This window comes from Actinoplanes sp. NPDC023936, from assembly GCF_040639325.1.
GTDB lineage: Bacteria > Actinomycetota > Actinomycetes > Mycobacteriales > Micromonosporaceae > Actinoplanes.
This window is the reverse complement of the sequence record NZ_JBEZZR010000021.1, coordinates 115,489-141,289: the sequence shown is the minus strand read 5'-3', so window position 1 is coordinate 141,289 and position 25,801 is coordinate 115,489. Positions and strand designations below refer to the sequence as shown.

The following is a 25,801-nucleotide window of genomic DNA, read 5'->3' as shown; positions in this document are numbered from 1 at the left end:
ACCCGGGCAACCAACCGCGTGGGGAGTTCGGGTGCGCAGCGCGCCTCAACTTCACACGCGGCGGGTGAGGGGCCGCCGGGGCCGGCGGCGGGACGCGCCGGCGGAAGGGGCCGTCAGGTGGCCGCTCGAGCGGGAGCGTTTTGGTGCTTTTGGGGAGTCTTCGCGCGTAAAATGTCCTGTTTTTAGAGGGCGCAACCCTGGACCGGCGGCAGTGGGGCGGGGGCGCCGATGGTGGGCAGGCCCAGCGAGACGCCCTTGAGCTTCGGGGCCCGGCCCGCCTCGTGGGCGTCGCCCGCGCGGGTGCGGCGGTGGGAGAGCGGGTCGCCGTCGGCGTTGAGGTGGTGCGGGGCCGCGTAGGTCACGACCGTCTCGACGATGTCCCCGGGACGCGGCGTGGTCGCGCCCGTCGCGAAGTGGACCAGGCGGCCGTCGCGGGCGCGGCCGCTCATCCGGCCGGTGCGCTCGTCCTTGCGGCCCTCGCCGACCGCGACCAGGACCTCGACCTTCTCCCCGACCAGCTTCTTGTTCTCGGCCCAGGTGATGTCCTCGAGCTCGGCGATCAGCCGCTCGTAGCGCTCCTGGACGACCGCCTTGGGGAGCTGGTCCTCCATGATCGCGGCGGGGGTGCCGGGACGCTTCGAGTACTGGAACGTGAAGGCGCTGGAGAACCGGGCCCGGCGGACCACCTCGAGGGTCTGCTCGAAGTCCTCCTCGGTCTCGCCGGGGAAGCCGACGATGATGTCCGTGGTGATCGCGGCGTCCGGCATGGCGGCGCGGACCTTGTCGATGATGCCGAGGTATTTCTCCTGGCGGTAGCTGCGGCGCATGGCCTTGAGCACGCGGTCGGAGCCGGACTGCAGCGGCATGTGCAGCGAGTGGCAGACGTTCGGCGTCTCGGCCATCGCGGCGATCACGTCGTCGGTGAAGTCCTTCGGGTGCGGGCTGGTGAAGCGGACCCGCTCCAGGCCCTCCACCTCGCCGGTGGCGCGCAGCAGCTTGCCGAAGGCGAGCCGGTCGCCGAACTCGACGCCGTAGGAGTTCACGTTCTGCCCGAGCAGTGTCACCTCGAGGACGCCCTCGGCGACCAGGGCGCGCACCTCGGCCAGGATGTCGCCGGGGCGGCGGTCCTTCTCCTTGCCGCGCAGCGACGGGACGATGCAGAACGTGCAGGTGTTGTTGCAGCCCACCGAGATGGAGACCCACCCCGCGTACGTCGACTCGCGCTTCGTGGGCAGCGTGGAGGGGAAGACCTCGAGCGACTCGAGGATCTCGACCTGCGCCTCCTCGTTGTGCCGGGCGCGCTCCAGCAGGGCCGGCAGCGACCCGATGTTGTGGGTGCCGAAGACCACGTCGACCCAGGGCGCCTTCTTGACGATGTCGCCCTGATCCTTCTGTGCCAGGCAGCCGCCGACCGCGATCTGCATGCCCGGGTTCTTCAGTTTCGTCGGGCGCAGGTGGCCGAGGTTGCCGTAGAGGCGGTTGTCGGCGTTCTCCCGGACCGCGCAGGTGTTGAAGACCACGACGTCCGCCGCGTCCGCGCTGGCGGCGCGCACATAGCCGGCGTCCTCCATCAGGCCGGAGATCCGCTCGCTGTCGTGCACGTTCATCTGGCAGCCGTAGGTGCGCACGTCGTAGGTGCGGGCGCTGCCCTGGATTTCGGTAGTCATGGCAATTGACCAGGCTACCCGCTAAGCCGTCGGGGGCCGCTCCGGTGTCGGGTCGGGTTTGAACCGCGAACGGTCACACCCGCCCGGAGCGGCGCAGGCCGGGTCGGAGCCGGTGCACGGCCGGAGGTGGCGGCGCTCGGGCCCGTCGTCGGTCTCGGTCTCCGTCACATGCACCGCGCGCAGGGCGCCATCCGGCTCGGCCAGGACATATCGGGTCGGGTTGAGGGTGTCGTCGGGCAGCAGGACGGCGACGCCCAGCCGGACGGCGACGGCGCTCGCGATGGTCTCCTCGGCCACGTCCGTGGGTGCCAGATAGACGTCGACCAGGGTCGGGAAGTCGCCGCCGACGTGGTAGACATCCGTCATCAGCGCGCCTGGCCGGGCGTTCTCGATCTCGCCGACTCCGCGTTCCAGGGCGCCGGCCAGCGCGCCCCGCACGCGGTCGGCGTCCAGGCGCCGGGCGACACACCAGTTCCAGAGGCCGTCCGCCATCTCCACCATGCTTTACACCCCTCCCACCCGGCATGGGCTGTGTTACCGCTCCGTGACCATTCTCGACACGATCCGATACTGACTGCCCCCTAGGGTGTGACCATTCAAGTGAACCGACAACGAGTGGATGGACCAGGGGTGACAGACGAAGCACTCATCGTGCTGGAGAGCGTCAACAAGTGGTTCGGACCCTTGCACGTGCTGCAGGACGTGGATCTGTCTGTCGCGCGCGGCGAGGTGGTGGTCGTGATCGGGCCCTCCGGGTCCGGCAAGTCCACCCTGTGTCGCGCCATCAACCGGCTGGAGCCGATCGACTCCGGCACGATCACGTTCGACGGGCAGCCGCTCCCCGCCGAGGGCCGGGCGCTCGCCCGGCTGCGCAGCGAGGTCGGCATGGTGTTCCAGTCGTTCAACCTCTTCGCGCACAAGACCATCCTGCAGAACGTGATGCTCGGGCCGGTCAAGGTGCGCAAGGAGAAGCCGGCGGTGGCCCGCGACCGGGCCATGGGCCTGCTGGAGCGGGTCGGCATCGCCAACCAGGCCGACAAATACCCGGCTCAGCTCTCCGGCGGCCAGCAGCAGCGCGTCGCGATCGCCCGCGCGCTCGCCATGCAGCCCAAGGCACTGCTCTTCGACGAGCCCACCAGCGCGCTCGACCCCGAGATGGTCGGTGAGGTCCTCGACGTAATGACCTCGCTCGCCCGCGAGGGCATGACCATGGTGGTGGTCACCCACGAGATGGGCTTCGCGCGGCACGCGGCGAAGCGGGTGGTCTTCATGGCCGACGGCCAGCTGGTCGAGCAGGCGCCCCCGGCGGAGTTCTTCGCGAATCCGAGGTCCGAGCGGGCCAAGGACTTCCTTTCCAAGATCCTCACGCACTGACACTCAGGTACTGAGCCTCGGGTCGCGCTGCCACCGCGGCCGACCCGGACGAAAAAGGAGAAATTGATGCGGTTTTCGCGCGTAGCGGCGGCGGCCACGGCCGCGGCCCTGGTCCTGGGCCTGACCGCCTGCGGCGGCGACGACAGCTCGGGTGGGGACGCCGGCTCGGGCAGCGAGAAGAGCTTCGCCGCCGGCACCACCATGGAGCGCCTCAACAAGGCGCAGGCGATCAAGCTGGGCACCAAGTTCGACCAGCCCGGCTTCGGCCTCAAGGGCCTCTCCGGCAAGCCGGAGGGCTTCGACGTCGAGGTCGCGAAGATCATCGTCGACGAGCTGGGCATCCCCGAGGACAAGATCGAGTACGTCGAGACGCCCTCGAAGGTCCGCGAGGACGCCATCATCAACAACAACGCCGACATGGTCGTGGCGACCTACACGATCAACGACGAGCGCAAGAAGCGCATCGCGTTCGCCGGGCCGTACTACGAGGCCGGTCAGAACATCCTGGTGAAGAACGCCGACACCTCGATCACCGGCCCGGACTCGTTCAAGGACGGGACCAAGAAGGTCTGCTCGGTCACCGGCTCCACGCCGGCTGAGGAGATCAAGAAGTACGTGAAGGACGTCGCCTCGCAGCTGGTCCTCTTCGACACCTACGACAAGTGCATCACCGCCGTGGACGGCGGACAGGTGGACGCGGTGACGACGGACAACGTCATCCTGCTCGGCTACATCGCCAAGAACGAGGGCAAGTACAAGCTGGCCGGCGAGAACTTCACCAAGGAGCCGTACGGCATCGGCGTGAAGCTCGAGGACACCGCTTTCCGGACCTTCATCAACGACACCCTGGAGAAGGCGTTCCAGGACGGTCGCTGGCAGAAGGCCTGGGACGCGACCGCCGGTAAGTTCGGCGCCGAGCTCGGCGCCGCGCCGACCGTCAACCGTTACTGATTCCATCGTTGATCCGGGGGATGAGGAGAAGTCTCACCCGTGAGTGTGCTCATCGACAACTTTGACGTCTTCGCGGGCGGTTTCTGGCTCACCCTCCAGATCTGCGTGCTGGCCGCGATCGGCGCCCTGATCCTGGGCGCCGTCGTGGCGGTGCTTCGGATCTCTCCGGTGCCGCCGCTGCGCGCGGTCGGCACCGCGTACGTCACCGTCTTCCGCAACATGCCACTGACCGTGGTGCTGTTCTTCTCCGCGTTCGCTCTGCCGGCCCTCGGCTCGAACGCGGACTTCCTGCGCATCCCGTTGCTCGACTCGGTCTTCACCCGGCTCGGCACCGACCTGCCCTACTTCCGATTCGCCCTGATCGCACTGGTTCTGTACACCGCGGCGTTCGTCTGTGAGGCTCTGCGCTCGGGCGTCAACGCGGTGCCCGCCGGCCAGGCCGAGGCGGCCCGGTCACTGGGTCTGACCTTCGGCCAGAACCTCCGGTACGTGGTGCTCCCGCAGTCCTGGAAGGCGTCCGTTGTACCTCTCGGCTCAGTGATCATCGCCATGATCAAGAACTCGGCCCTAGTGGGCTTCTTCGGCGTCGTCGGCGACCTCTCGCAGACGGCCGACCAGCTGACCTCCGCGGGCGGGTACGCCTTCGTACCGGTCGCCATCGGCATCTCGATCGGATACCTGATCATGACCGTTCCCCTCGGCGCCTTCCTCGATCGGGTCGAGCGGCGGCAGGCGGTGGCGGCCCGATGAGCCAGCAGAGCGTTCTCTACGACGTCCCCGGCCCGCGCCAGCGACGCCTGACGCTGATCTTCAGCATCGTCGCCGCCGCGGTGGTGGCGGCCGGCGCCTACTTCTTCGTCTACGTGCCGCTGGACGAGAAGGGCCAGTTCTCGATGGAGCTCTGGGGTCCGCTGATCGACCCCGGGAACGAGAACTTCTCCGCCGTCTGGGATCGGCTCGGCTACGGCATCAAGAACACGCTGATCGCGGCGGTGCTGGCGATCATCACATCCCTGGTGATCGGCACCGCGCTGGCGGTGCTGCGGCTGCAGCTCAAGAGCCTCGCCGGGCGCCGCTTCCCCGGTTTCTCCGCCCCGGCGGCGTACCTGCTGCGCGGGCTCAGCACGCTGCTCACCGCGGTGACCCGGATCTGCGTCGAGGTGTTCCGCGGACTCCCCGTGGTGATCACGATCTTCTTCGTGGCCCGCGGTCTGCCGGAGTTCGGCGTCACCATGAGCACCCTCTGGTACCTGGTCATCGGCCTCACCATCTACAACAGCGTGGTGATCGCCGAGATCCTGCGCTCCGGCATGGAGGGCCTCCCGGTCGGGCAACGTGAGGCGGCGGCCGCGATCGGGTTGTCCCCGATGCAGACCACCCGCATGATCCTGCTGCCGCAGGCGTTCCGGATCATGCTGCCGGCCCTGATCAGCCAGCTGGTCGTGGTGCTGAAGGACACCTCCCTCGGCTTCATCATCAGCTACGAGGAAGTGCTCAACGTCGGCAAGCAGATCATCGGTGTCCTGAGCAACCCCATCCAGGTCTACATCGTGATCGGTGTGCTCTTCATCGTGGTCAACTACTCGCTCTCCAAGCTCGCGCAGTACATCCAGCGCCGGCTCGCCCGGGGACGCAAGACCGCGGCGACGCCGATGCCGCAGCCCCCGCCCGCCGCGCTGGTCGCGCAGGCCGAGGGCGCCGGCGGCGGAGGCAACTGACCGTCTTCGGACACGCCCGTCGGGCGGTCTGCCGCATGCACCTGCGGCGGGCCGCCCGTTTTGGCAGGGGCGTCAGCGGGCTAGTTCGGTCACCCGGGACTCGCGGACCACTGTGACCCGGATCTGACCGGGGTAGGTCAGCTCCTCCTCGATCTGCTTCGCCACGTCGCGGGCCAGCACCGCCGCCCCGATGTCGTCGACGTCGTCCGGCCGCACCATCACCCGGATCTCCCGGCCGGCCTGCATCGCGAAGACCTTCTCCACCCCGACCTTGCCGCCGGCGATCTCCTCGATCCGCTCCAGGCGCTTCACGTACGCCTCCAAGCTCTCCCGCCGAGCGCCGGGACGACCGCCCGAACACGCGTCGGCAGCCTGCGTGAGCACGGCCTCGATGGTCTGCGGCGGCACCTCGTTGTGATGCGCTTCGATGGCGTGCACGACGTCCTCGTGCTCGCCGTACTTGCGGGCCAGATCCGCGCCGATCAGCGCGTGACTGCCCTCCACCTCGTGGGTGAGCGCCTTGCCGATGTCGTGCAGGAACGCGGCCCGTTTCATCGTCGGCACGTCGAGGCCCAGCTCGGCCGCCATGATGCCGGCGATGTGCGCGGTCTCCACCAGGTGCTTCAGCACGTTCTGGCCGTAGCTCGTGCGGTACCGCAGGCGGCCCAGCAGCTTCACCAGCTCCGGGTGGATGTTGGTGATGCCGACGTCGACGAGCGCCTCCTCGGCGGCCCGGTCGCAGAGGATCTCCACCTCGTTCTTGGCGCTGTCGAAGACCTCCTCGATCCGGTGCGGGTGGATCCGGCCGTCCAGCACCAGTTTCTCCAGGGTGAGGCGGCCCACCTCCCGGCGTACCGGATCGAAGCAGGAGAGCAGCACCGCCTCCGGCGTGTCGTCGATGATCAGGTTCACCCCGGTCGTCGACTCGAACGCCCGGATGTTGCGGCCCTCACGGCCGATGATCCGGCCCTTCATCTCGTCACTCGGCAGATGCAGGACGCTGACCACGCTCTCCGCGGTCTGCTCGCTGGCGATCCGCTGGATCGCGTCCACCACGATGTGCCGGGCGCGGGTGTCCGCGGTGTTCTTCGCCTCGGTCTCGATGTCGCGGATCAGGATCGCCGCCTCGCGCTTGGCCTGCCCCTCGATCGACTCGATCAGCTCGGCCCGGGCGGTCTCGGCGGTCAGCGCGGCGATCCGCTCCAGCTCCCGGCGCTTCGTCTCCTCCACCCGGGCGATCTCGGCCTCGCGCTTGGTGAGCGCCGCCTCCCTGGTGGTGAGATCGCTCTCCAGCGCGGCCAGCCGGCGTTCCCGCTCGACCAGGCGCTCCACCTCCTCGGCGTGCAGCCGCTCCCGCTCGTCGATCCGGGCCGCCCGGCGCTCCACCTCGGCGGCCTGCTCCTTCACCGTGGCGTTGAGCAGCGCGACCTCGCGCTCACCGGAGCGGCGCGCGGCGGTACGGAGTTGCTCGGCGTCCGCTTCGGCCTGCCGGTGCGCGTGCTCCAGGATCGTGTCGGCCTCGCTGTGCGCGGCCTCCAGGACACGGCGGGCCTCGGCCCGGGCCGCGCCGGCCTCGGCTTTCGCGGCGGCGGTCTCGGCGCGTACGGACGCGGCCTTGGCATTGGCGTCGGCGATCTTCGCCTGAGCGGCGCCGACCTCCAGCTCCTGCCGCTCGTGGGCGTCGTGGCGCTCGGACTGCATCTGACGCAACGCGCGTGCCCCGAGGACCAGCCCGGCTATCACCGACGCGGCGAGCACGATGACAGCAATCACGAGCACCCAGTCCAGGGGGGTCATCTCGCCGCGTCTCCCTTCGCCGCCGGCGCGGTGGTCTACGCGCGCGGCCATCCTGCGGGATGCCCGACCAAGGCAGTGATCGCGGACGGCATCGGGGGCGATACGCTTCGCCGCCGGTTCCCCGGCCTTCCAGTCTCCGTCCCTCACGGCGGTGCCGGCCTGCGCTCGCGTGGCCTGCCCGGTCGCGGGTCGTCCCTTCGCCGGGTCGCCCGGTGCGGGTGCCCGGTGCGGGTGCCCGGTGCGGGTGCCCGGTCGCGGCCTGCCGTTTGGCGGCCCGCTTCCGATGGCTTGCCCCCATCGCGGCTTCCCCGCGGGCCCGCCCGTTCGCGGCATGCGCTTGCGCCGGTTGGCGCTCGCGGCCTGCCGTGGCGTGTCGACGGTGCGGTACAGCGGCAGCCCGGGCGGTGCCCTGGTTGCCTCCGCGGTGTCAGCGTTTCCGAGTCGCTGCCACCGACGCGCGGCAGCGGGCTGCCGTGCGGTGTTCAGTTGCGCCGTCGTGCGGGCTTTTGGGTACGTATGGCCGGCTCGCGCTCAGTTGAGCGATGCCCGCCTGGTCGAGAATGACCGTCACCCCACGTGATCGGGGTGCCGGAGCCCTTCCCGCCCGGGCCGGCTGCTCGCCGTTCGGATCAGAGTGTGTGGAGTTGTGGGTCGGCTACCGATATGTCGCGTCGCCGCCCGCGTGGCTCGCGGCCGGTGACGCCATCGGCTGGCACGGATGAAGCGCTCAAGTGATGCCGTAATGTAATGCGATCTATGTTGTGACTGTTGCTTGCGATGGTCGAACAAACCTTGTGTAACGCGAGGCTAGGTCGCGAGCACCGCTTCGGTCAAGGACTCATGATTCGGCAGCGGATGGGACGTAGGGCACAGACGCGCTTACGCCCAGCTCACGATCGCGCCGGGCATTTCCGACGTACCGTGTGATGACGCCTCGATCATCGTTACCGAGTCGCAACCGAGGTCTCGTTCATTATCGCCCTCGCCGCAACCGTGTGTAGCTGTGGCACCGGGGGTGGCCCTCGTGGGAGTTCGGTGGGAACTCCACGAATTTCACATCAGGACTATATCGGTGAGAGGTCCCGGTATCGCCATCAACGGCGCGCTCTGCCGTTCGGCGCCGGAGCCGGGCCCGCGATCGGCCGGGGTAGGCAGCGGAGCCGGGCTCGGGAGCAGGTCGGAAAGCGCTCGGCTCGTCGTAGCGGGGTGGGACGGCTCGGTCGGCGCACGAAAGAGGGGCCGCCGGCGCACGCACGGTCACGACGGACGGGTGGAGCCGGGGCCGCTGTGAGCCGGGACCGCTGTGAGCCCGGACCGCTGTGAGCCGGGGCCGCTGTGAGGAGCCGGGACCGCCGGGGGCCGCGGAGCGCCGGACCGCGGAGCGCCGAGGCCGCGGAGCGCCGGGCCCGAGATCTCCGTGCCGGGTTGTGGGGTTAGGCGTCGGCGTCGGGGCTGCCGGCCAGAGCGTCGGGGTCGATGGCGTCGGCGAACTCCGCGGCCTCGGCGTCGCGGGCGGCCAAGGCGTCCTTGACCGCTCGGATGGCCACGCCCGCCGGATAGCCCTTGCGGGCCAGCATCGACACCAGGCGGCGGAAGACCGCGTCCGGGGTGCCCGTGGCGGTTCGCAGCTTGCGGTCGACCAGGGCTCGCGCGGCTTCGGCTTCGGCCTCGTCGTCGACGGCCTCCAGGGCAGCACTCGCCACTTCCGCGTCGACACCGCGCTGGCGCAACTCGTTCGCCAGCGCTCGGCGGGCCAGGCCGCGGCCGTGATGCCGGCTGGAGACCCAGGCCTGGGCGAAGGCGGCGTCGTCGATGATGCCGACCTCGTCGTAACGGTCGAGGACCTCGGCGATCACCTCTTCGGAGATGCCCTTGCGGACCAGCGCTTTCGCCAGCTCGGCACGCGTCCGCGGACGCACGGAGAGCTGGCGCAGGCAGATCTCGCGGGCGATCTCCGACTCGGTCCGCGGGTCAGCGGCTTTCCGCCGGCCGGAGTCGTCCCGGTCGCCGGTGCCGCCGCTGCCGGAGTCCTCGTCGTTGATGTCGCGTCCGCGGGGTTCCCAGCCTCGGGAAGCGCCCCGCCGGCCGGCGGGGCGAGCAGACCGACCGCCTCGGCCCCGTGACGAGCCCGCACCGCCCCGGCCCCGTGACGAGCCCGCACCGCCGTCGTCGACGAGATCCGGGTCGGCGCCCAGCGAGGGATCGGCGCCCGGGAACGGGTCAGCACCCGGGGACGGCTCGGCGCCCGGGAACGGCTCGGCGCCCGGGGACAGGCCGGCGCTGCGGGGAACGCCACCGCCGGCGAGCAGGGCGGCGTCCCGCTCCGGGGAGCCGCCGAGGTAGTAGCGACCCGTCAGCGGCGGTGAGCCGTCAGCGGGCGGGCTGTCCGCGGTCCGGGGCGGGATGGCATCCCACCCTCGTCCGGACCGCGCGCCACGTCGTCCTGGCATCGCGGATCACCGCATCAGAAGTCGACCGGCGGCAGCTCGGGGCCACCGGCGGCGTCGCCGGCGGTCTGGCCGACGCCGAGCTTCTCCAGGATCTTCTTCTCGATCTCGGCGGCGACGTCGGGGTTCTCCTTGAGGAACTCCCGCGCCTTCTCCTTGCCCTGACCGAGCTGGTCGCCGTCATACGTGTACCACGCGCCGGACTTGCGGATGATGCTCTGCTCGACGCCGACGTCGATGAGCGAGCCCTCCCGCGAGATGCCCTTGCCATACATGATGTCGAACTCGGCCTGCTTGAACGGCGCGGCCACCTTGTTCTTCACGACCTTGACGCGGGTCCGGTTGCCGACCACGTCGGTGCCGTCCTTGAGGCTCTCGATGCGCCGCACGTCGAGGCGGACCGAGGCGTAGAACTTCAGCGCACGGCCACCGGTCGTGGTCTCGGGCGAGCCGAACATGACGCCGATCTTCTCGCGGAGCTGGTTGATGAAGATCGCGGTGGTGCCGGTGTTGCTCAGCACACCAGTGATCTTGCGGAGCGCCTGGCTCATCAGGCGGGCCTGCAGACCGACGTGGCTGTCACCCATCTCACCCTCGATCTCGGCACGCGGCACGAGGGCGGCGACCGAGTCGATGACGATGATGTCGAGCGCGCCGGAGCGGATCAGCATGTCCGCGATCTCCAGGGCCTGCTCACCGGTGTCCGGCTGGGAGATCAGCAGAGCGTCGGTGTCGACGCCCAGGGCCCGCGCGTAGTCCGGGTCGAGGGCGTGCTCGGCGTCGATGAACGCCGCGATGCCGCCGGCCTTCTGCGCGTTCGCCACGGCGTGCAGGGCGACCGTCGTCTTACCGCTCGACTCGGGACCGTAGATCTCGATGACGCGGCCTCGCGGCAGGCCGCCGACGCCGAGCGCCACGTCGAGCGCGATGGAGCTCGTCGGGATGACGGCGGTCTGCACGACCGGCCGCTCCCCGAGCCGCATCACGGACCCCTTGCCGAACTGCTTGTCGATCTGTGCCAGCGCGAGTTCGAGCGCCTTTTCCCGATCCGGACCTGCCATTGCCGCCACCCCAATATTCGACTTCGCGTTCGCGGTCTTCGCCGAAGAGCTTCTGTTCACCACGGCCGACACGGTATGCGGTGGGTACGACAAAAATCTCCTGCCCCACCCCGGCCTGTGGATAGCCGAGCCGCTGTGGACAATAGCCGAACACCTGTACGACGAACGAGCGACACGCCAGAACAAGCGTACGAAAAAGCGTCAGCGCAGGCGAGACGGCACCCGATCGGGGTACGCCGCCACCACTGCTCGCCAGATGGTGGCGGTCTCGACACCCTGAGTGATCGCCTCGTCGATGGTCCGCCCGCCGAGCGCCGAAAAAGCTTGATCCGTCGCGATGCTGCGCGCATACGACGCCCCGAACGACTCCTCGAGCCGTCCCCAGAATTCTGTCAACCGCACCGTACGAGCGTACTCAAACGGTCGCCGCCACCTTGAGATCGTCGACCAGCCCTCGATACGCCGCGTCCCGGTCGTCGGCGCGGAGCACCGCTGACGGATGGATCGTGGCGAGCGCCTGGATCTCGGCGACCGGGAAGTCCTCCGGGTGCTGGGCGGACGCCGGCCACGGCATCAACTGGCCGCGGGACCGGGTGACCCGGAACGACGGGCCGAGCAGCGCTTTCGCCGCTGTGGCGCCGAGCAGCACCACCAGGTCCGGCTTGAGCCGGGAGAACTCGGCCACCAGCCAGGGCCGGCAGGCGGTGATGTGCGCCGGGCCGGGCGTCTGGTGGATGCGCCGCTTGCCGCGCATCTCGAACCGGAAGTGCTTCACCGCGTTGGTGATGTAGAGCTGGGCCGGATCGATGCCGGCCTCGTCCACCGCCTCACGCAGCAGCCGCCCGGCCGGGCCGACGAACGGCAGGCCGCGCTGGTCCTCCACGTCGCCGGGCTGCTCGCCGACGAAGGCGATCCGCGCGTCCTCCGCGCCGCGGCCGAAGACGGTCTGCGTCGCGTTCTCGAACAGCTCGCAGCCGCGGCACCCGGCCGCCGCGGCTTTCAGCTCGTCGATGTCGCGCGGGTGCGGCGGCACCCACTGCTGCGCGCCGGGTGGCGTGTCGGTCGATGACATAGGCACCGTTGTACCCCCGAGGTCCGACAGGATGCCGCCCGCAACGACCCTTCCGGGGGACACGTCTCACCGCATGGGAAGAGCCAATCCATCGGTACGGACGGAGGCCGCGACCGCTTCGGCCAGGAATGGGATCTCTTCGGCCGACAGGGTGCTGACCGTGATGCGAATGCCCGGCGCCGAGCGGATCCGGAACAGTGAGCCGGGCGCTACCCCGTACCCCCGATCGCGGAGCGACGAGACGGCCCGCAGCTCGTCGGGGACCGGGACCCAGACGTTGATCCCGGTCTCGCCGAAGGCGGGAACGCCCTGTGCGAGCAGGGCGGACCGCAGATCCTCGCGCCGGGCCGCATAGGCCCGCGCCGCCTCGGCGACCAGCTCGGTGACCTCCCTGTCACGCCACAGCCGCAGCAGAAGCCGCTGGGTGACGGTGGAGACCCAGCCCATGCCGACCCGCATCCGGCCCACCACCCGGGCCACCGTGGTCTCGTCGCCGGCCAGCACCGCGATCCGCAGGTCGGGGCCGAACGGTTTCGAGGCGGAGCGGACGAACGCCCAGGAACCGGTCACCGGGCCGATGCAGTGCGGCGGCCGGTCGGCCAGCTCGGCGGCGTGATCGTCCTCGATCACCAGGACGCCGGGATGGGCGCCGAGCAGGTCACGCAGCCGGGCCGCGCGGGGCTCGGAGACGGCGGCGCCGGTCGGGTTCTGCGCGCGGACCGTGATCACCACGGCGCGCCCGCCGGATCGCAGCGCGGCGTCCAGCGCCTCCGGGTCCATGCCCTCGGCGTCCACCGCGACCGGGACCGGGCGCAGGCCGAGCGCCGCGAGCAGGTCGATCAGGCCACCCCAGCCGGGATCCTCGATCGCGACCGCGTCGCCGGGGCGCAGGTGGGCGGTGAGCAGGCGCTCGATCGAGTCGAGGGCGCCCGCGGTCACGGCGATCGCCGCGCCGGCCACCGGCACGCCCTCGGCGAGCAGGCGGGGCCGGGCCGCGTCGATCAACTCGGGCATGGTGACCGCCGACGCGTACCCCTGAGGGGGTCCGGTCTCGGCGGCGACCGCCGCCAGCGAGGGACCGAGCGGCGGCAGAAGGCGCACGTCGGGCTCGCCGGACGACAGGTCGCGGACGCCGGCCGGCACCGGTGGCGCCAGGTCGGCGCGAAGCATCGCCACGGCGGGCCGGGAACGCACCCGGGTGCCGCGCCGGCCCTGGGTCTCGATCACGCCACGCTGGCGCAGGTCCTGATAGGCCTTCGCCACCGTGGCCGGGCTGACCCGCAGCTCGCCGGCGAGAGCCCGCACCGAGGGCAGCGCGCTGCCGGCCGCCCAGTCACCGCGCAGGACGGCGCTCTCGATGCTCGCCGAAATCTCGGCGGCGCTGTCTCCGGTCACCTGATATTGTGCTGCCACAGCAGCGATTCTGTACTAGTACAGGGCGTCACGCAAGGAGGCTCCCCGATGACCGACCTCGACACGCCGACCGGGTACACGCCGAGCGGGCAGGCACCGAGCGGATACACGCCGACCGAGCGCACCACGGCCACCCGCAGCCGCCACAAGATGCGCTACGACCGCGAGCTGGCCCACGCCATCCTCGACGAGGCGCTCGACTGCGCGGTGGGTTTCGTCGTGAACGGTGAGCCTCGTATCCTCCCCAACCTGCACGTCCGGGTCGGTGACACCCTCTACCTGCACGGCTCCACCGGATCCCGGATGATGCTGGCCGCCCGCGGCGAGGGCATCCCGCTCTGCGTGGCGGTGACGCTGCTGGACGGGCTGGTCTACGCGCGATCCCAGTTCAACCACAGCGCCAACTACCGGTCGGTGATCGTGCACGGCGCCGCCCGGCCGGTGACCGACGACGCCGAGAAGGCGCGGGTGCTGGCCGCCATCGCCGACAAGGTCGGTCCGGGCCGTTCCGCGGACAGCCGGCCCGGTGACCGGCGTGAGCTGGCACAGACCAGCCTGCTGGCGCTCCCGCTCGCCGAGGTGTCGGTCCGGGTGCGCTCCGGCGGGGTCGGTGACGAGCCGGAGGACCTGGAGCTGCCGTACTGGGCGGGCGTCCTGCCGCTGCGCACCGTGGCCGGGCCGCCGGAGGCCGACGCCGGCGTGACCCAGGCGCCGCCGGCCTACCTGCCGGGATCGCCGTCGGCATGGCAGACGCCGGTCGTGCTGGAGGGCCGTCACGTGCGGCTCGAGCCGCTGACGCCGGGGCACGTGCCGGGCCTGTTCGAGGCGCTCGCCGACGACGAGGTCTGGCGGCACATGCCGGTCGCGCGCCCGGAGCGGCCGGAGCAGGTCGCCGACGTCGTCACGATGCTGCTGCGCGGGCAATGGCAAGGTCACCGGTCGGCCTGGGCACAGATCGACCCCGCGACGGGTACGGTCATCGGCCTCACCACCTACCACGACATCGACACCGAGGTGAAGGCCGTCGCCATCGGTTACACCATGGTCGGCCGGAGGTGGTGGCGGACCGGGGTCAACACCGAGGCGAAGCTGCTGCTGCTGGAGCGGGCGTTCGACGTGCTCGGCGCCGAGCGGGTGTTCTGGTACACCGACGTCCGTAACGAGCGCTCCCAGCGGGCCATCGCGCGCCTCGGCGCCAGCCGCGACGGGGTGATCCGCCGGCACCGGCTGCGGCCCGACGGCACGTGGCGGGACACCGTGATGTTCGCGATGACGGCCGACGAGTGGCCGGCCGCGGCGCAGCGGCTGCGCGACCGTCTGGCGGCTGCGACCCGGGAGGCATGACAGTGCTGGGCATCACCGACTTCTGGACCTACGTGCTCGGCGTGGTGGCGATCATCCTGCTGCCGGGCCCGAACTCGATCTTCGTTCTGTCGGTCGGGGCGCGCCGCGGGGTACGGGCCGGTTACCTGGCCGCCGGTGGCGTGTTCCTCGGCGACACGGTCCTCATGATCCTGTCGGCTACCGGGGTGGCGTCGCTGCTCAACACGTACCCACCGCTGTTTCTGGTGTTGAAGTACGCCGGCGCCGGCTACCTGTGCTGGGTCGGCCTCACCATCATCCGCAGCGCCTGGCGGCGGTGGCGGAACCGGGCCGACGCCACGACCGTCACCAGCGAGGACATGCCCGGGATGCAGCACCCGTTCCGGCGGGCGGCCGTGATCAGCCTGCTCAACCCGAAGGCGATCCTGTTCTTCATCTCCTTCTTCATCCAGTTCGTCGAGCCGGGATACCCGCATCCGGCGCTGTCCTTCCTGGTGCTCGGGGCGGTCGTGCAGTTCTTCAGCCTGCTGTACCTGAGCGCGCTGATCTTCGGTGGGCGGTTCCTGGCCGGGCAGTTCCAGCAGCGGCGCCGGCTGGCGGCGGGCGCCTCGACGGGTGTGGGCGCGCTCTTCGTCGGGTTCGGGATCAAGCTGGCGACCGCGAGCGCGGGCTGATCCGGCTCCGCCCCGCCTCTCAGCTTCGGCGGGCGGCGTCGGCGGGGTCCGGCGGGTGGTCGGTGTAGAACGTGGTGCGGACCATCCGGAGCTCGTCGACGTGGCCGGCCCAGTCGGTGTCGGGCGTGGCCCAGCCGATGGCGTAGGCGTCGTCGCCGATCGTCAGCCATCGGGTGCTGGCTCGCCGCAGCGTCCCGCCGTCCCGGTAACGGACGTCCCAGTCGGCGGCCCGGTGGAGCAGGGGCACGGCCGCGACGCCGATCGAGGCGTACCCGGGGATCCGGCCCTCCCTGCGGAGGCGCCGGTCCTCGGCGCGGCAGGCCTTCACCGGGCTGGCCGCCGGATCGCGGCCGGTGTCGAGGCTCATCGACCGGGTGCTTCCCGGGTCGCGGAAGCAGTACAGGGTGCCGATCCGCTGGTAGGTCCAGCCGTCCGGGACCGCCAGGTGGAAGCCCGAGCCGTCGGTGAAATACGACCAGCCGGCCTGCAGGGTCCAGCCGTTGACGCCGCGGGCCGCGCCCTTCTGCGGGGTGGCCGGGAGGCCGGTGGGCGGGGAGGCGTCGCAGGCGATCGGGGAGAACCCGCCGGGCCGGGGGGTGGGCTTCCTCGACGCCACCGGCTCCTTGGTGATCGGCTGTGGTTCGGCCTGCCCTCCGGCCGAGGACTCGGGGGATGGCAGCACCGTGCCGGCCGGGGACGCGGCGGACGGCAGCACCGTGTCGGCGGGGGACGGCAGCACCGTGTTCGCCGGGGGCAGGACGACCGTGTCGGGGGCGTCGGCGTCCCGGGTCAGGAGGCCGGCGAGAAGGCCGGTCGTCAGCAGGAGGATCAGCACGCCGGCGATCATCAGCGTGGCGCGGGGCGGGCGGGCCGGGCGCTCCGGGATCGGCGCGGCGGGCGGGGCGACGATGACGGGCAGGAGTCGCTGGTCGCCGGGTCGTTCCGTGGCGGCGGGCTGTTCGGTGACGGCGGGCTGTTCGGTGGCGGCGGGCTGTTCCGTGACGGCGGGTGTTCGCACCGGCTCCAGCGCGGGGAGCGGGCTGCCGTACCGCGTGATCACGCCCGTGAGGAAGGGATCGTTTCCGGTCTCGGGGATGTCGTGCCATTTTTCCGCGGGCGGCTCGGGCCGGGGCGCGGGCACGACCAGCCCCGAGTCCTGGGAGTGCCAGTCGCCGACGCTCAGCGGATCGTCCTCCGGCGACGACGCGGCGACGAACCAGATCTCACCGGACGGCTCGTCCCCGGCCTTCCCCGGCTCCTCGGCCCGGGCCCGGCGGGGCCCGCGCCGGCCCGGCACCAGCGGGCCGTCCCGGTGGTCGGCGGCGACGATCCCGAGCAACCGGCTCTCCACCTCGGCGGCGGTGAGCCGGTCGGCGGGCTCGTAGCGGAGCAGGCCGGCCAGGATCGGGGCGAGCGGCCCGGCTCGGACCGGCGGATCGGGCGGCTCGGTGGCGAGCGCCGCGAGGGTGGCCATCGCGGTCTCCCGGGCGTACGGCGAGTGGCCCTCGACGGCCGCGTACAGGGTGGCGCCGAACGACCAGAGGTCCGACTCGACAGTGGAGGCGCCGTCGCGAGCGCGTTCCGGTGAGACGTACTGCGGGGAGCCGACGATCAGGCCGGGCGTCGTGACGGTGCCGTCATCGACGAAGGTGGCGAGACCAAAATCGGTCAGCACGACGCGGCCGTCGGTGCCGATCAGCACGTTGTGCGGCTTCACGTCGCGGTGCAGGACGCCGGCCTGGTGCGCGGCGTCGAGCGCGTCGAGCACGGCCAGGCCGATCCGGGCGGCGCCGGCCGGATCGTACGGTCCCTCCTGGTGCAGGACCTGGTGCAGCGAGCGGGACGGGATGTACTCCATCACGATCCAGGAGAGGCCGTCGGCGTGCACGACGTCATAGACCCGGACCACGTGCGGGTGGCTGAGCCGGGCGGCGCTGCGTGCCTCGCGCAGGGTGCGCTCGCGAAGGCGGTCCTGCTCGGCGCCGCTCATCCAGTCAGGGGGAACGATCTCCTTGATCGCGATGTCCCGGTGGAGCATCTCGTCGTGGGCGAGCCACACGCGCCCCATTCCCCCGGCGCCGACCGGCTCCAGAAGACGGTACCGACCAGCGACGAGCATCTGCCTGACCGCCATCGGCACCTACCCATCACGTCGGGTATCAGGATAATCAGCACAGACCGCCCATGGAACGGCGATCACCCGGTCGCCGCGCGGGACTGTGCTCCGCCCGTACCCACGAAGGTCTTGCGGTTTTCTGTCACACCCCCGGGGCAGGATGGTCGGCATGCGAGAGGTGCTCGAAACGTTCGGTCCGGCCACCCGTGAGTGGTTCACGGCCGCGTTCGCCGCGCCCACGCTCGCCCAGGCCGGTGCGTGGCGTGCGATCGGGGCGGGGCGGAACGCGCTGGTGGTGGCCCCGACCGGCTCCGGCAAGACGCTCGCGGCCTTCCTCTGGTCGCTGGACAAGCTGGCGCGCGAGCCGGTGCCCGAGCAGGCCCGTCAGCGATGCCGGGTGCTCTACGTGAGCCCGCTCAAGGCGCTCGCGGTCGACGTGGAGCGCAACCTGCGGGCGCCGCTGACCGGCATCCGGCAGGCGTCCGGCCGGCTCGGGCTGCCCCCGCCCGAGATCACCGTGGGGATGCGCACCGGCGACACCCCGGCCGAGGAGCGGCGGCTCTTCGCCCGCACCCCGCCGGACATTCTGATCACCACGCCGGAGTCACTGTTCCTGCTGCTCACGTCGGCCGCTCGGGACTCGCTCCGCGGTGTCGAGACAGTGATCATCGACGAGGTGCACGCGGTCGCGGCGACCAAGCGCGGCGCGCATCTGGCGCTCTCCCTGGAGCGGCTGGACGCGCTGCTGGAGCGCCCGGCGCAGCGGGTCGGCCTCTCCGCGACGGTCCGGCCGATCGACGAGACGGCCCGGTTCCTCGGCGGCGCGCAGCCCGTCGAGATCGTGCAGCCGCCCAGCGCCAAGACCATCGAGGTGGCGGTCGAGGTCCCGGTGGAGGACATGACCCGCCTCGACGAGGTCCCTGATCCCGACGCCGACGACCCGGGCGGCGGGCGGCACACGCCGTCGATCTGGCCGGCGGTGGAGGAGCGGGTTCTCGACCTGATCGAGGCGCACCGCTCCACGATCGTCTTCACGAACTCGCGGCGCGGCGCCGAGCGGCTCTGCGCCCGGCTCAACGAGCTTGTGGTGGAGCGCGCCGATCCGGGCGCGCTGCAACCGGCGCCGGGCGCCGGGATGCCCGCCGCGGTCATGGCTCAGGCCGGCGCCACCCAGGGCGCGCCGCCCGTGGTGGCCCGCGCCCACCACGGCAGCGTCTCCCGTGAAGAGCGCAAACAGATCGAGGAGGCGCTGAAATCCGGCACCCTGCCGGCCGTCGTCGCCACCTCCAGCCTGGAGCTCGGCATCGACATGGGCGCCGTCGACCTGGTGGTGCAGATCGAGGCGCCGCCGTCGGTCGCGGCCGGCCTGCAGCGCATCGGCCGTGCCGGGCACCAGGTGGGCGCGGTCTCGCGGGGCGTGGTCTTCCCCAAGCATCGCGGTGACCTGCTCTCCTGCGCCGTGGTGGCGGAGCGGATGGGCGAGGGCGCGATCGAGGAGCTGCGCTATCCGCGCAACCCGCTCGACGTGCTCGCCCAGCAGATCGTCGCGATGGTCGCGATGGACGCCTGGCAGGTCGACGAGCTGGCCGCGCTGGTGCGCCGGTGCGCGCCCTTCGCCGAGCTGCCCGACTCGGCGCTGCACGCGGTCCTCGACATGCTCTCCGGGCGCTACCCGTCGACCGCCTTCGCCGAGCTGCGCCCCCGGCTGGTCTGGGACCGCGGCACGGATGAGCTCACCGGCCGCCCCGGCGCCCAGCGTCTCGCCGTGACCAGCGGCGGCACGATTCCCGACCGGGGGACCTTCGGGGTCTTTCTGGCCGGTTCGGAGCGGGCTTCGCGGGTGGGCGAGCTCGACGAGGAGATGGTGTACGAGTCACGCGTCGGTGACGTCTTCCTCCTCGGATCCACGTCCTGGCGGATCGAGGACATCACCCCCGACCGGGTGCTGGTCTCCCCCGCGCCGGGAGCGCCGGCCCGGATGCCGTTCTGGAAAGGGGACTCCCCCGGCCGGCCGATCGAGCTCGGCCGTGCCATCGGCGCCCGGCTGCGCGGCCTCGCCCGGGCCGGCGACGAGAAGGCGACGGCCACGCTGCGCGACTCCGGGCTGGACGAGTGGGCGGCCGGCAACCTCGTGGCGTACCTGCGGGAGCAGCGCGAGGCGACCCGCCACCTGCCGGACGACCGGACCATCGTCGTGGAGCGGTTCCGCGACGAGATCGGCGACTGGCGGATGACAGTGCACTGCGTGCTGGGCGCGCGGGTCAACGCGCCCTGGGCACTGGCGATCGGCCGCCGGCTCTCCGAGCGGTACGGGGTGGACGGCCAGGTCATGCCCTCCGACGACGGCATCGTGATCCGCCTGCCGGACACCGCCGACGAGCCGCCCGGCGCCGACCTCGTCGCGTTCGACCCGGAGGAGATCACCCAGATCGTCGAGGAGTCCGTCGGCACGTCGGCGCTCTTCGCGTCCCGGTTCCGCGAGTGCGCCGCCCGGTCGCTGCTGCTCCCCCGCCGCGACCCGCGCCGGCGCCAGCCGCTCTGGCAGCAGCGCCAGCGGTCCGCGCAGCTGCTCGACGTCGCCCGCGAGTTCGCCGACTTCCCGGTCACCCTGGAAGCCGCCCGTGAGTGCCTGCGCGACGTCTTCGACGTTCCGGGCCTGGCCGGGCTGATGCGGGAGATCTCCGGGCGCAAGGTCCGCCTCGTCGAGGCCGAGACCCAGCGGCCGTCCCCGTTCGCCCGCTCGCTGCTCTTCGGATACGTGGGCGCTTTTCTGTACGAGGGAGACGCTCCCCTGGCCGAGCGGCGCGCCGCCGCGCTGGCCCTCGACTCCACCCTGCTCGGTGAGCTGCTCGGCCGGGTCGACCTGCGGGAACTGCTCGATCCGGGCGTGGTCGCCGAGACCGAGGCCCAGCTGCAGTGGCACACCGAGCAGCGCACACCGCGCGACGCCGAGGACACGGCCGAGCTGCTGCGCCTGCTCGGTGACCTCTCCGCGGCCGAGCTGGCGTCGCGGGGCGCGCCCGAGGAGTGGGCGCTCAGCCTCGAGAGCGCGCGCCGGGCGATCCGGATCCGGGTCGCCGGCGAGGAGCGGTGGATCGGGATCGACGACGCCGGGCGCTATCGGGACGCGCTCGGGGTGGCGCTGCCGGTCGGCATCCCCGAGGCTTACTTGGAGCCGGTGGCGGATCCGCTCGGGGATCTGGTGGCGCGCTATGCGCGTACCCATGGGCCGTTCCTCGCCGCCACCTGCGCGGCGCGCTTCGGCCTCGGGGTGTTCGTCGTGGAGCAGGCGCTCAAACGGCTGAGCGCGACCGGGCGGGTGGCCTCCGGCGAGTTCACCCCCGGCGGCGCCGGGACCGAGTGGTGCGACGCCGAGGTGCTGCGCATGCTGCGGCGCCGGTCGCTGGCCGCGCTGCGCCGCGAGATCGAGCCGGTGCCGCCCCGGGTGCTCGCCGCGTTCCTCCCCCGCTGGCAACAGGTCGGCGGCAACGCCCGCGGCGTGGACGCGGTGGCCGCCGCGATCGAGCAGGTGCAGGGGGTGGCGGTGCCGGCCTCGGCGTGGGAGCGGCTGGTGCTCCCCGCCCGGGTCGCCGACTACGCGCCGCCGCAGCTCGACGAGCTGTGCGCCGGCGGCGAGGTGCTCTGGGCCGGGTCCGGTTCGATCACCGGCGGGGACGGGTGGGTGACCCTGGCGTACGCGGACAGCGCCCCGCTGCTCCTCCCGCCGCCCGACGAGGAGTTCGCGGCCACGCCACTGCACCAGTCCGTGCTGGAGGCGCTCGGCGACGGGCAGGCCCTGTTCTTCCGCTCCCTCGCCGACCGGGTCGGGTCCACCGACGACACCGACCTGGCAGCCGCCGTCTGGGACCTGGTCTGGGCCGGGCACCTCACCAACGACACGCTCGCGCCGGTGCGGGCGCTGCTCGGCGGCAGCGGCGCACACCGGGCGAAAGCCGCGCCGGCCCGATCACGCTACCGGCGTCCCGGCCGCCCGGCCATGCCGTCCCGCACCGGGCCGCTGAACATGGTGGGCCGCTGGTCCCGGCTCCCCGACCGCGACCTCGACCCGACCCGGCGTGCCGCCGCGCTCGCCGACCTGCTGCTCGAACGGCATGGTGTGGTGACCCGCGGCGCGGTGATGGCGGAAGGGGTGACCGGCGGGTTCGCGGCCGTCTACCCGGTGCTCGCCGCGCTGGAGGAACGCGGGGCGGCCCGCCGGGGCTACTTCGTGGAAGGGCTCGGGGCGGCCCAGTTCGCGGTGCCGGGAGCGGTGGACCGGCTGCGCGCCCTCGCCGAGCCGGCCGAACTCGCCAAGCGGACCGGCCCGGCCGCCGTCGTGCTGGCGGCGACCGATCCGGCCAATCCGTACGGCGCTGCCCTGCCCTGGCCGGACCGGGTGGTGGACAGCGGCGACGGCGAGCCGGTCGCCAAGGCCGGCCATCGAGCCGGGCGGAAAGCCGGCGCACTCGTGGTGCTGGTCGGCGGGGACGTCGTGCTCTATGTGGAGCGGGGCGGGCGGACTCTGCTGTCCTTCACCGATGATCCGGAGGCGCTGGTCGCCGCCGGGCAGTCGTTGGCGGCGGCGGTGCGGTCGGGGGCGTTGGGGACGCTGTCGGTGGAACGGGCCGACGGGGAGTCGGTGAACGCTTCGCCGCTGCGGGATGCGTTGACGGCGGCGGGGTTCAGGGCTACGCCTCGGGGGTTGCGGTTGCGCGCTTAGGCGGCGGGGGTCGGCGGTCTCCGCGGGGATGGGCGGTGGCAGCGGGAGTCGCCTCTTGCTCGGCTCGTCCTGCACAGATCTTGGCAGGTCACGCCTCGCCCGCATGGACACGATCTGCCAAGATCCCGCCCAGTGGCATCAAACCGGAAGCAGCAGCGCTCCGGCGATTTCGGTGACCCATCGTGATGCTGCATGGGCTCGGCGAGGGCCAGGAGGCGCGGGCGCGGCGCCACATTGAGTCCTGGTATGGACGAGGGGTCACATCGACGTTGTGGGTGCCCTCCCATACCCGTTCCGAGGACGTGGGGCGGTGGGGCGGTGGCGATGCCGGCGGTGGGGCGGTGGCGATGCCGGCGGTGGGGCGGTGGCGATGCGGGCGGTGGGGCGGCAGCGATGCGGGCATGCGGGCGGCGAGCCGTAGCCCAGACAGGCCAAACGAGCACGAGACATGCGCCAGCTACGGCTGAGGCCCGCCAGCCGTAGCCCAGACATGCGAACAAGCGCATTTACCTGCGCCAGCTACGGCCGAGACCCGCCAGCCGTAGCTCAGGCATGCGAACAAGCGCATTTACCTGCACCAACTACGGCCGAGAACCGCCAGCCGTAGCCCAGACATGCGAACAAGCGCATTTACCTGCACCAGCTACGGCTCGGCTCGGCTGCGACTGGATCTCGAGCGGCACTCACAGATCTTGGCGACTTCCGCACGACCGTCGTTGTGTCCACACGACCGTCGTTGTGGAAATCGCCAAGATCGCGGGTGGGGCCGCGCGCTACAGCTTGGGGGCCACCTCGGCCGCCACCAGGTCGATGTGGTCGATGTCGGACAAGTCCAGCACCTGCAGGAACAAGCGCGATGTGCCCGCCTCGCCGTACTTCTTGATGGTCTCGACCGCCTCGGCGGGTGTGCCGACGATGCCGCCGTTCTCGCGCATCTCCTCGACCTCACGACCGATGGCCGCGGCCCGGCGGCGCACCTCGGCGTCGTCGCGGCCGACGCAGAGGACCGCCGCGGCGGAGAAGGCCGGGGGCTCGGTGCGGCCGATCGCGGCGCTGGCGGCGCGGACGCGGTCGTACTGGGCCGGCAGGTCCTCGATCTTGGAGAACGGGACGTTGAACTCGGTGGCGTAGCGGGCGGCTAGGGCGGGGGTGCGCTTCTTGCCGTGGCCGCCGATGACGACCGGCAGCGGTGACTGCACCGGCTTCGGCAACGCCGGCGAGTCGGTGAGCTGGTAGTGCTTGCCGTCGAAGGAGAACGACGAGCCGACCGGCGTCTTCCACAGGCCGGTGATGATCTCCAGCTGCTCTTCGAGCCGGTCGAAGCGCTCGCCGACGGCCGGGAACGGGATGCCGTACGCCTGGTGCTCGGTGTCGAACCAGCCGCCGCCGAGGCCGAACTCGATGCGGCCGCCGCTCATCGCGTCGACCTGGGCCACCGCGATCGCCAGCGGGCCGGGCAGCCGGAACGTGGCGGAGCTGACCAGCGTGCCGAGCCGGATCCGGGACGTCTGCACGGCCAGCGCCGCCAGGGTGATCCAGGCATCCGTCGGGCCGGGCAGACCGGATACATCGCCCATCTTGACGTAGTGGTCGGAGCGGAAGAATCCGTCGAAGCCACTGTCCTCGGCGGCCTTGGCCACCCGCAGGAGATCGTCGTGGCTGGCGCCCTGCTGGGGTTCGGTGAAGATCACGAGACGCATGGATCAACACTGCCATGGCGGCGGCGCGCCCGCCCCGCGCTTGGAAACCACAGGCAGTAACGTGAAGCACCATGGCCGGTTATGAATGGATCAGCTTTACGACCGATTACGGCACGTTCGACGGTTTCGTCGCGGCCTGCCATGGCTCGATCGCGCGGGTCGCGCCACAGGTCCGAGTGATCGACGTCACTCATCACGTGCCGCCGGCCGACGTGAGCCGGGGCGCGGCCGTGCTGGCGCAGACCGCGCCCTACCTGCCGCCGTCGGTGCATCTCGCGGTCGTCGACCCGGGCGTCGGCACGGCCCGCCGCGGCATCGTGCTGACCACCCCGAACGGCCTGCTCGTCGGTCCCGACAACGGGCTGCTGGTGTGGGCCGCCGAGGCGCTCGGCGGCATCGAGGCCGCGCACGAGCTGAGCAACAAGGACTGGGCGCTCGGCGACGTCTCCCGCACCTTCCACGGACGTGACCTCTTCGCGCCGGCCGCGGCCCGGCTGGCGGCGGGCGCGCCTGCCGCGGATGCCGGGCCGTCCGTGGACACCACCGATGTGGTACGCCTACCCGACCCGATCGTGACGTTCGGGGACGGCTGGATCGAGGCCGAGGTGCTGACCGTGGACCGGTTCGGCAACGTGCAGCTGGCAGCCGGCGGTTCGATGCTGTCCGGCCTCGGACCGGAGCTCACCCTGAACGGCACCGTGCGGGCGCGGCGCGGCGCGACGTTCGCCGACGTGAACGCCGGTGAGCTGCTGGTCTTCGCGGACTCGGCGGACCGGGTGGCGATCGCGGTGAACAACGGCCGCGCGGTCGTGGTCCTGTCGGTGCGCCCGGGCGACATGATCCGCATAGCCGAGCGCCGATAGCCCGGCCACAGGTCTCCAAGATCGCGCGCGAGAGGGGCGCAGGCTTCCAAGATCGCGCGTGAGAGAGGCGGAAGTTTCCAAGATCGCGCGTGAGGGGGGCGCCGGCCGCGGTGGGCTCAGATGCGGTGGTGGATCCAGACGTTGGGCTCCACGTAGGCGGCGTGGTCCTGCTCGACGTCGCAGTGGACCGGTGACAGCGCGCCCGGCACCTCGACCGGCCCGGTCGTGTCGAACGGCAGGCCGGTCCACGACCGCCACTGTTCCAGGGTCCCGCCGTAGACCATGCTCAGGTGCGCCACGTTGACGATCCGGCCGCCGGCACGCACGTGGACCCGCAGCCACGGGTCCACCGGGAGGCCGTCGGGACGCTGCTCATACGCGTACACATCAATCGGTTTGGTGATCTGAGCGGTCTTGCCGCTCGGCCGGACCGGCGCGATCAGGTCGGTGAATCCCAGCCGGGCCACGTTGTCGCGCATGGCGCTCAGCATGACGCCGGACAGGCCGCTGCCGCGCAGGTCCGGACGGATCATGATCTCCAGGGCGGAGACGATCGTCGGCTTGGTCCCGGCGAGGCGGTCGAGCGCGGCCGTGCGGATCGCCCAGTCCCACCCGGTCTCCGGCAGCCCGTCGGCGATGTCGCCGGCGAAGGAGAGCGGCACCGCGTGCGCCTTCGCGACCGCGCGGCCGGTCGACCGGTCCACCGCCAGCAGCGTGAACTCCGGCCAGAACTCCTCGAAGTGGCGGTAGTAGAAGACGCCGGTCGGGTCCTTCGTCATGAATTCCGGCCATCCGCCGTCGAGTTCGCCGAAGAGCGCGGTCCGGCCGGCGAGCGGGGCGATGTCCAGGTCGTCCAAGTCCATGCGCGCCAGGATGTCAGCGCGCCCTCGCGAGGAAAACCGATT

Annotated in this window: 18 protein-coding genes and 1 pseudogene; 8 read left to right on the top strand and 11 right to left on the bottom strand. The window is 71.6% G+C overall.

Annotation, left to right across the window (positions count from 1 at the left end):
* Positions 1-182: 182 nt before the first annotated feature.
* Together miaB and AB0F72_RS25610 are read right to left on the bottom strand one after the other, a co-directional pair.
* Entirely contained in the window at positions 183-1,667 is a 1,485-nt protein-coding gene (miaB, locus tag AB0F72_RS25615) for a tRNA (N6-isopentenyl adenosine(37)-C2)-methylthiotransferase MiaB (RefSeq protein ID WP_360435838.1), read from the bottom strand.
* Between the two features lie 21 nt (positions 1,668-1,688).
* On the bottom strand, positions 1,689-2,168 hold the full coding sequence (locus tag AB0F72_RS25610; RefSeq protein WP_360435836.1) for a hypothetical protein: 480 nt from the start codon (positions 2,166-2,168) through the stop codon (positions 1,689-1,691).
* 129 nt (positions 2,169-2,297) lie between these two features.
* Between AB0F72_RS25610 and AB0F72_RS25605 the strand changes: the two genes are divergently transcribed.
* The 4 genes from AB0F72_RS25605 to AB0F72_RS25590 all read left to right on the top strand — a co-directional run bounded on the left by AB0F72_RS25605 (position 2,298) and on the right by AB0F72_RS25590 (position 5,710).
* Entirely contained in the window at positions 2,298-3,041 is a 744-nt protein-coding gene (locus AB0F72_RS25605) for an amino acid ABC transporter ATP-binding protein (protein ID WP_360435834.1), read from the top strand.
* Between the two features lie 66 nt (positions 3,042-3,107).
* Positions 3,108-3,992, top strand: coding sequence for a glutamate ABC transporter substrate-binding protein (locus AB0F72_RS25600; RefSeq protein WP_360435832.1), 885 nt, complete (start codon positions 3,108-3,110; stop codon positions 3,990-3,992).
* A gap of 39 nt (positions 3,993-4,031) precedes the next feature.
* A complete protein-coding gene (locus tag AB0F72_RS25595; protein ID WP_360435830.1) occupies positions 4,032-4,742 on the top strand; it encodes an amino acid ABC transporter permease in 711 nt (236 codons plus the stop codon).
* Positions 4,739-5,710, top strand: coding sequence for an amino acid ABC transporter permease (locus tag AB0F72_RS25590; protein WP_360435828.1), 972 nt, complete (start codon positions 4,739-4,741; stop codon positions 5,708-5,710). Before AB0F72_RS25595 ends, AB0F72_RS25590 begins: the two co-directional genes overlap by 4 nt.
* A 72-nt stretch (positions 5,711-5,782) precedes the next feature.
* On the opposite strand, the gene rny is transcribed toward AB0F72_RS25590, so the two are convergent.
* From rny to AB0F72_RS25560, 6 genes and pseudogenes are all read right to left on the bottom strand, one after another.
* Positions 5,783-7,507, bottom strand: coding sequence for a ribonuclease Y (rny, locus tag AB0F72_RS25585; protein ID WP_360435826.1), 1,725 nt, complete (start codon positions 7,505-7,507; stop codon positions 5,783-5,785).
* 1,433 nt (positions 7,508-8,940) lie between these two features.
* Positions 8,941-9,486: pseudogene (locus AB0F72_RS25580) on the bottom strand (regulatory protein RecX); the annotation flags it as partial.
* Between the two features lie 485 nt (positions 9,487-9,971).
* A complete protein-coding gene (recA, locus tag AB0F72_RS25575; RefSeq protein ID WP_360435824.1) occupies positions 9,972-11,015 on the bottom strand; it encodes a recombinase RecA in 1,044 nt (347 codons plus the stop codon).
* A 201-nt stretch (positions 11,016-11,216) separates the two neighbouring features.
* Positions 11,217-11,417: a DUF3046 domain-containing protein gene (locus tag AB0F72_RS25570; protein WP_360435822.1), complete on the bottom strand. Its 201-nt coding sequence runs from the start codon at positions 11,415-11,417 to the stop codon at positions 11,217-11,219.
* A 13-nt stretch (positions 11,418-11,430) separates the two neighbouring features.
* Complete coding sequence (locus AB0F72_RS25565; protein ID WP_360435820.1) at positions 11,431-12,087, bottom strand: UdgX family uracil-DNA binding protein; 657 nt, start codon at positions 12,085-12,087, stop codon at positions 11,431-11,433.
* A 66-nt stretch (positions 12,088-12,153) separates the two neighbouring features.
* Positions 12,154-13,500 carry an aminotransferase class I/II-fold pyridoxal phosphate-dependent enzyme gene (locus AB0F72_RS25560; RefSeq protein WP_360435818.1) on the bottom strand — a complete coding sequence of 449 codons (1,347 nt, stop codon included), beginning with the start codon at positions 13,498-13,500 and terminating at the stop codon, positions 12,154-12,156.
* Between the two features lie 48 nt (positions 13,501-13,548).
* On the opposite strand from AB0F72_RS25560, the gene AB0F72_RS25555 reads away from it, so the two are divergent.
* Positions 13,549-14,844: a bifunctional pyridoxamine 5'-phosphate oxidase family protein/GNAT family N-acetyltransferase gene (locus AB0F72_RS25555; protein ID WP_360435816.1), complete on the top strand. Its 1,296-nt coding sequence runs from the start codon at positions 13,549-13,551 to the stop codon at positions 14,842-14,844.
* The gene (gene leuE, locus AB0F72_RS25550) at positions 14,841-15,497 is read left to right on the top strand and encodes a leucine efflux protein LeuE (RefSeq protein ID WP_360435814.1); all 657 of its coding nucleotides are present in this window, start codon (positions 14,841-14,843) and stop codon (positions 15,495-15,497) included. Before AB0F72_RS25555 ends, leuE begins: the two co-directional genes overlap by 4 nt.
* Before the next feature lie 19 nt (positions 15,498-15,516).
* Here the strand turns inward: leuE and AB0F72_RS25545 are convergent, their stop codons facing one another.
* Positions 15,517-17,631, bottom strand: coding sequence for a protein kinase (locus AB0F72_RS25545; RefSeq protein WP_360435812.1), 2,115 nt, complete (start codon positions 17,629-17,631; stop codon positions 15,517-15,519).
* Positions 17,632-17,782: 151 nt separating this feature from the next.
* Between AB0F72_RS25545 and AB0F72_RS25540 the strand changes: the two genes are divergently transcribed.
* Complete coding sequence (locus AB0F72_RS25540) at positions 17,783-22,333, top strand: ATP-dependent helicase (protein WP_360435810.1); 4,551 nt, start codon at positions 17,783-17,785, stop codon at positions 22,331-22,333.
* A gap of 773 nt (positions 22,334-23,106) precedes the next feature.
* Here the strand turns inward: AB0F72_RS25540 and AB0F72_RS25535 are convergent.
* Positions 23,107-24,033 carry a TIGR03560 family F420-dependent LLM class oxidoreductase gene (locus AB0F72_RS25535; RefSeq protein WP_360435808.1) on the bottom strand — a complete coding sequence of 309 codons (927 nt, stop codon included), beginning with the start codon at positions 24,031-24,033 and terminating at the stop codon, positions 23,107-23,109.
* Between the two features lie 71 nt (positions 24,034-24,104).
* Here AB0F72_RS25535 and AB0F72_RS25530 point away from each other — a divergent pair, with 71 nt between their 5' ends.
* On the top strand, positions 24,105-24,896 hold the full coding sequence (locus tag AB0F72_RS25530; protein WP_360435806.1) for an SAM-dependent chlorinase/fluorinase: 792 nt from the start codon (positions 24,105-24,107) through the stop codon (positions 24,894-24,896).
* 116 nt (positions 24,897-25,012) lie between these two features.
* On the opposite strand, the gene AB0F72_RS25525 is transcribed toward AB0F72_RS25530, so the two are convergent.
* Entirely contained in the window at positions 25,013-25,759 is a 747-nt protein-coding gene (locus tag AB0F72_RS25525; protein ID WP_360435804.1) for an N-acetyltransferase, read from the bottom strand.
* Positions 25,760-25,801 lie beyond the last annotated feature (42 nt).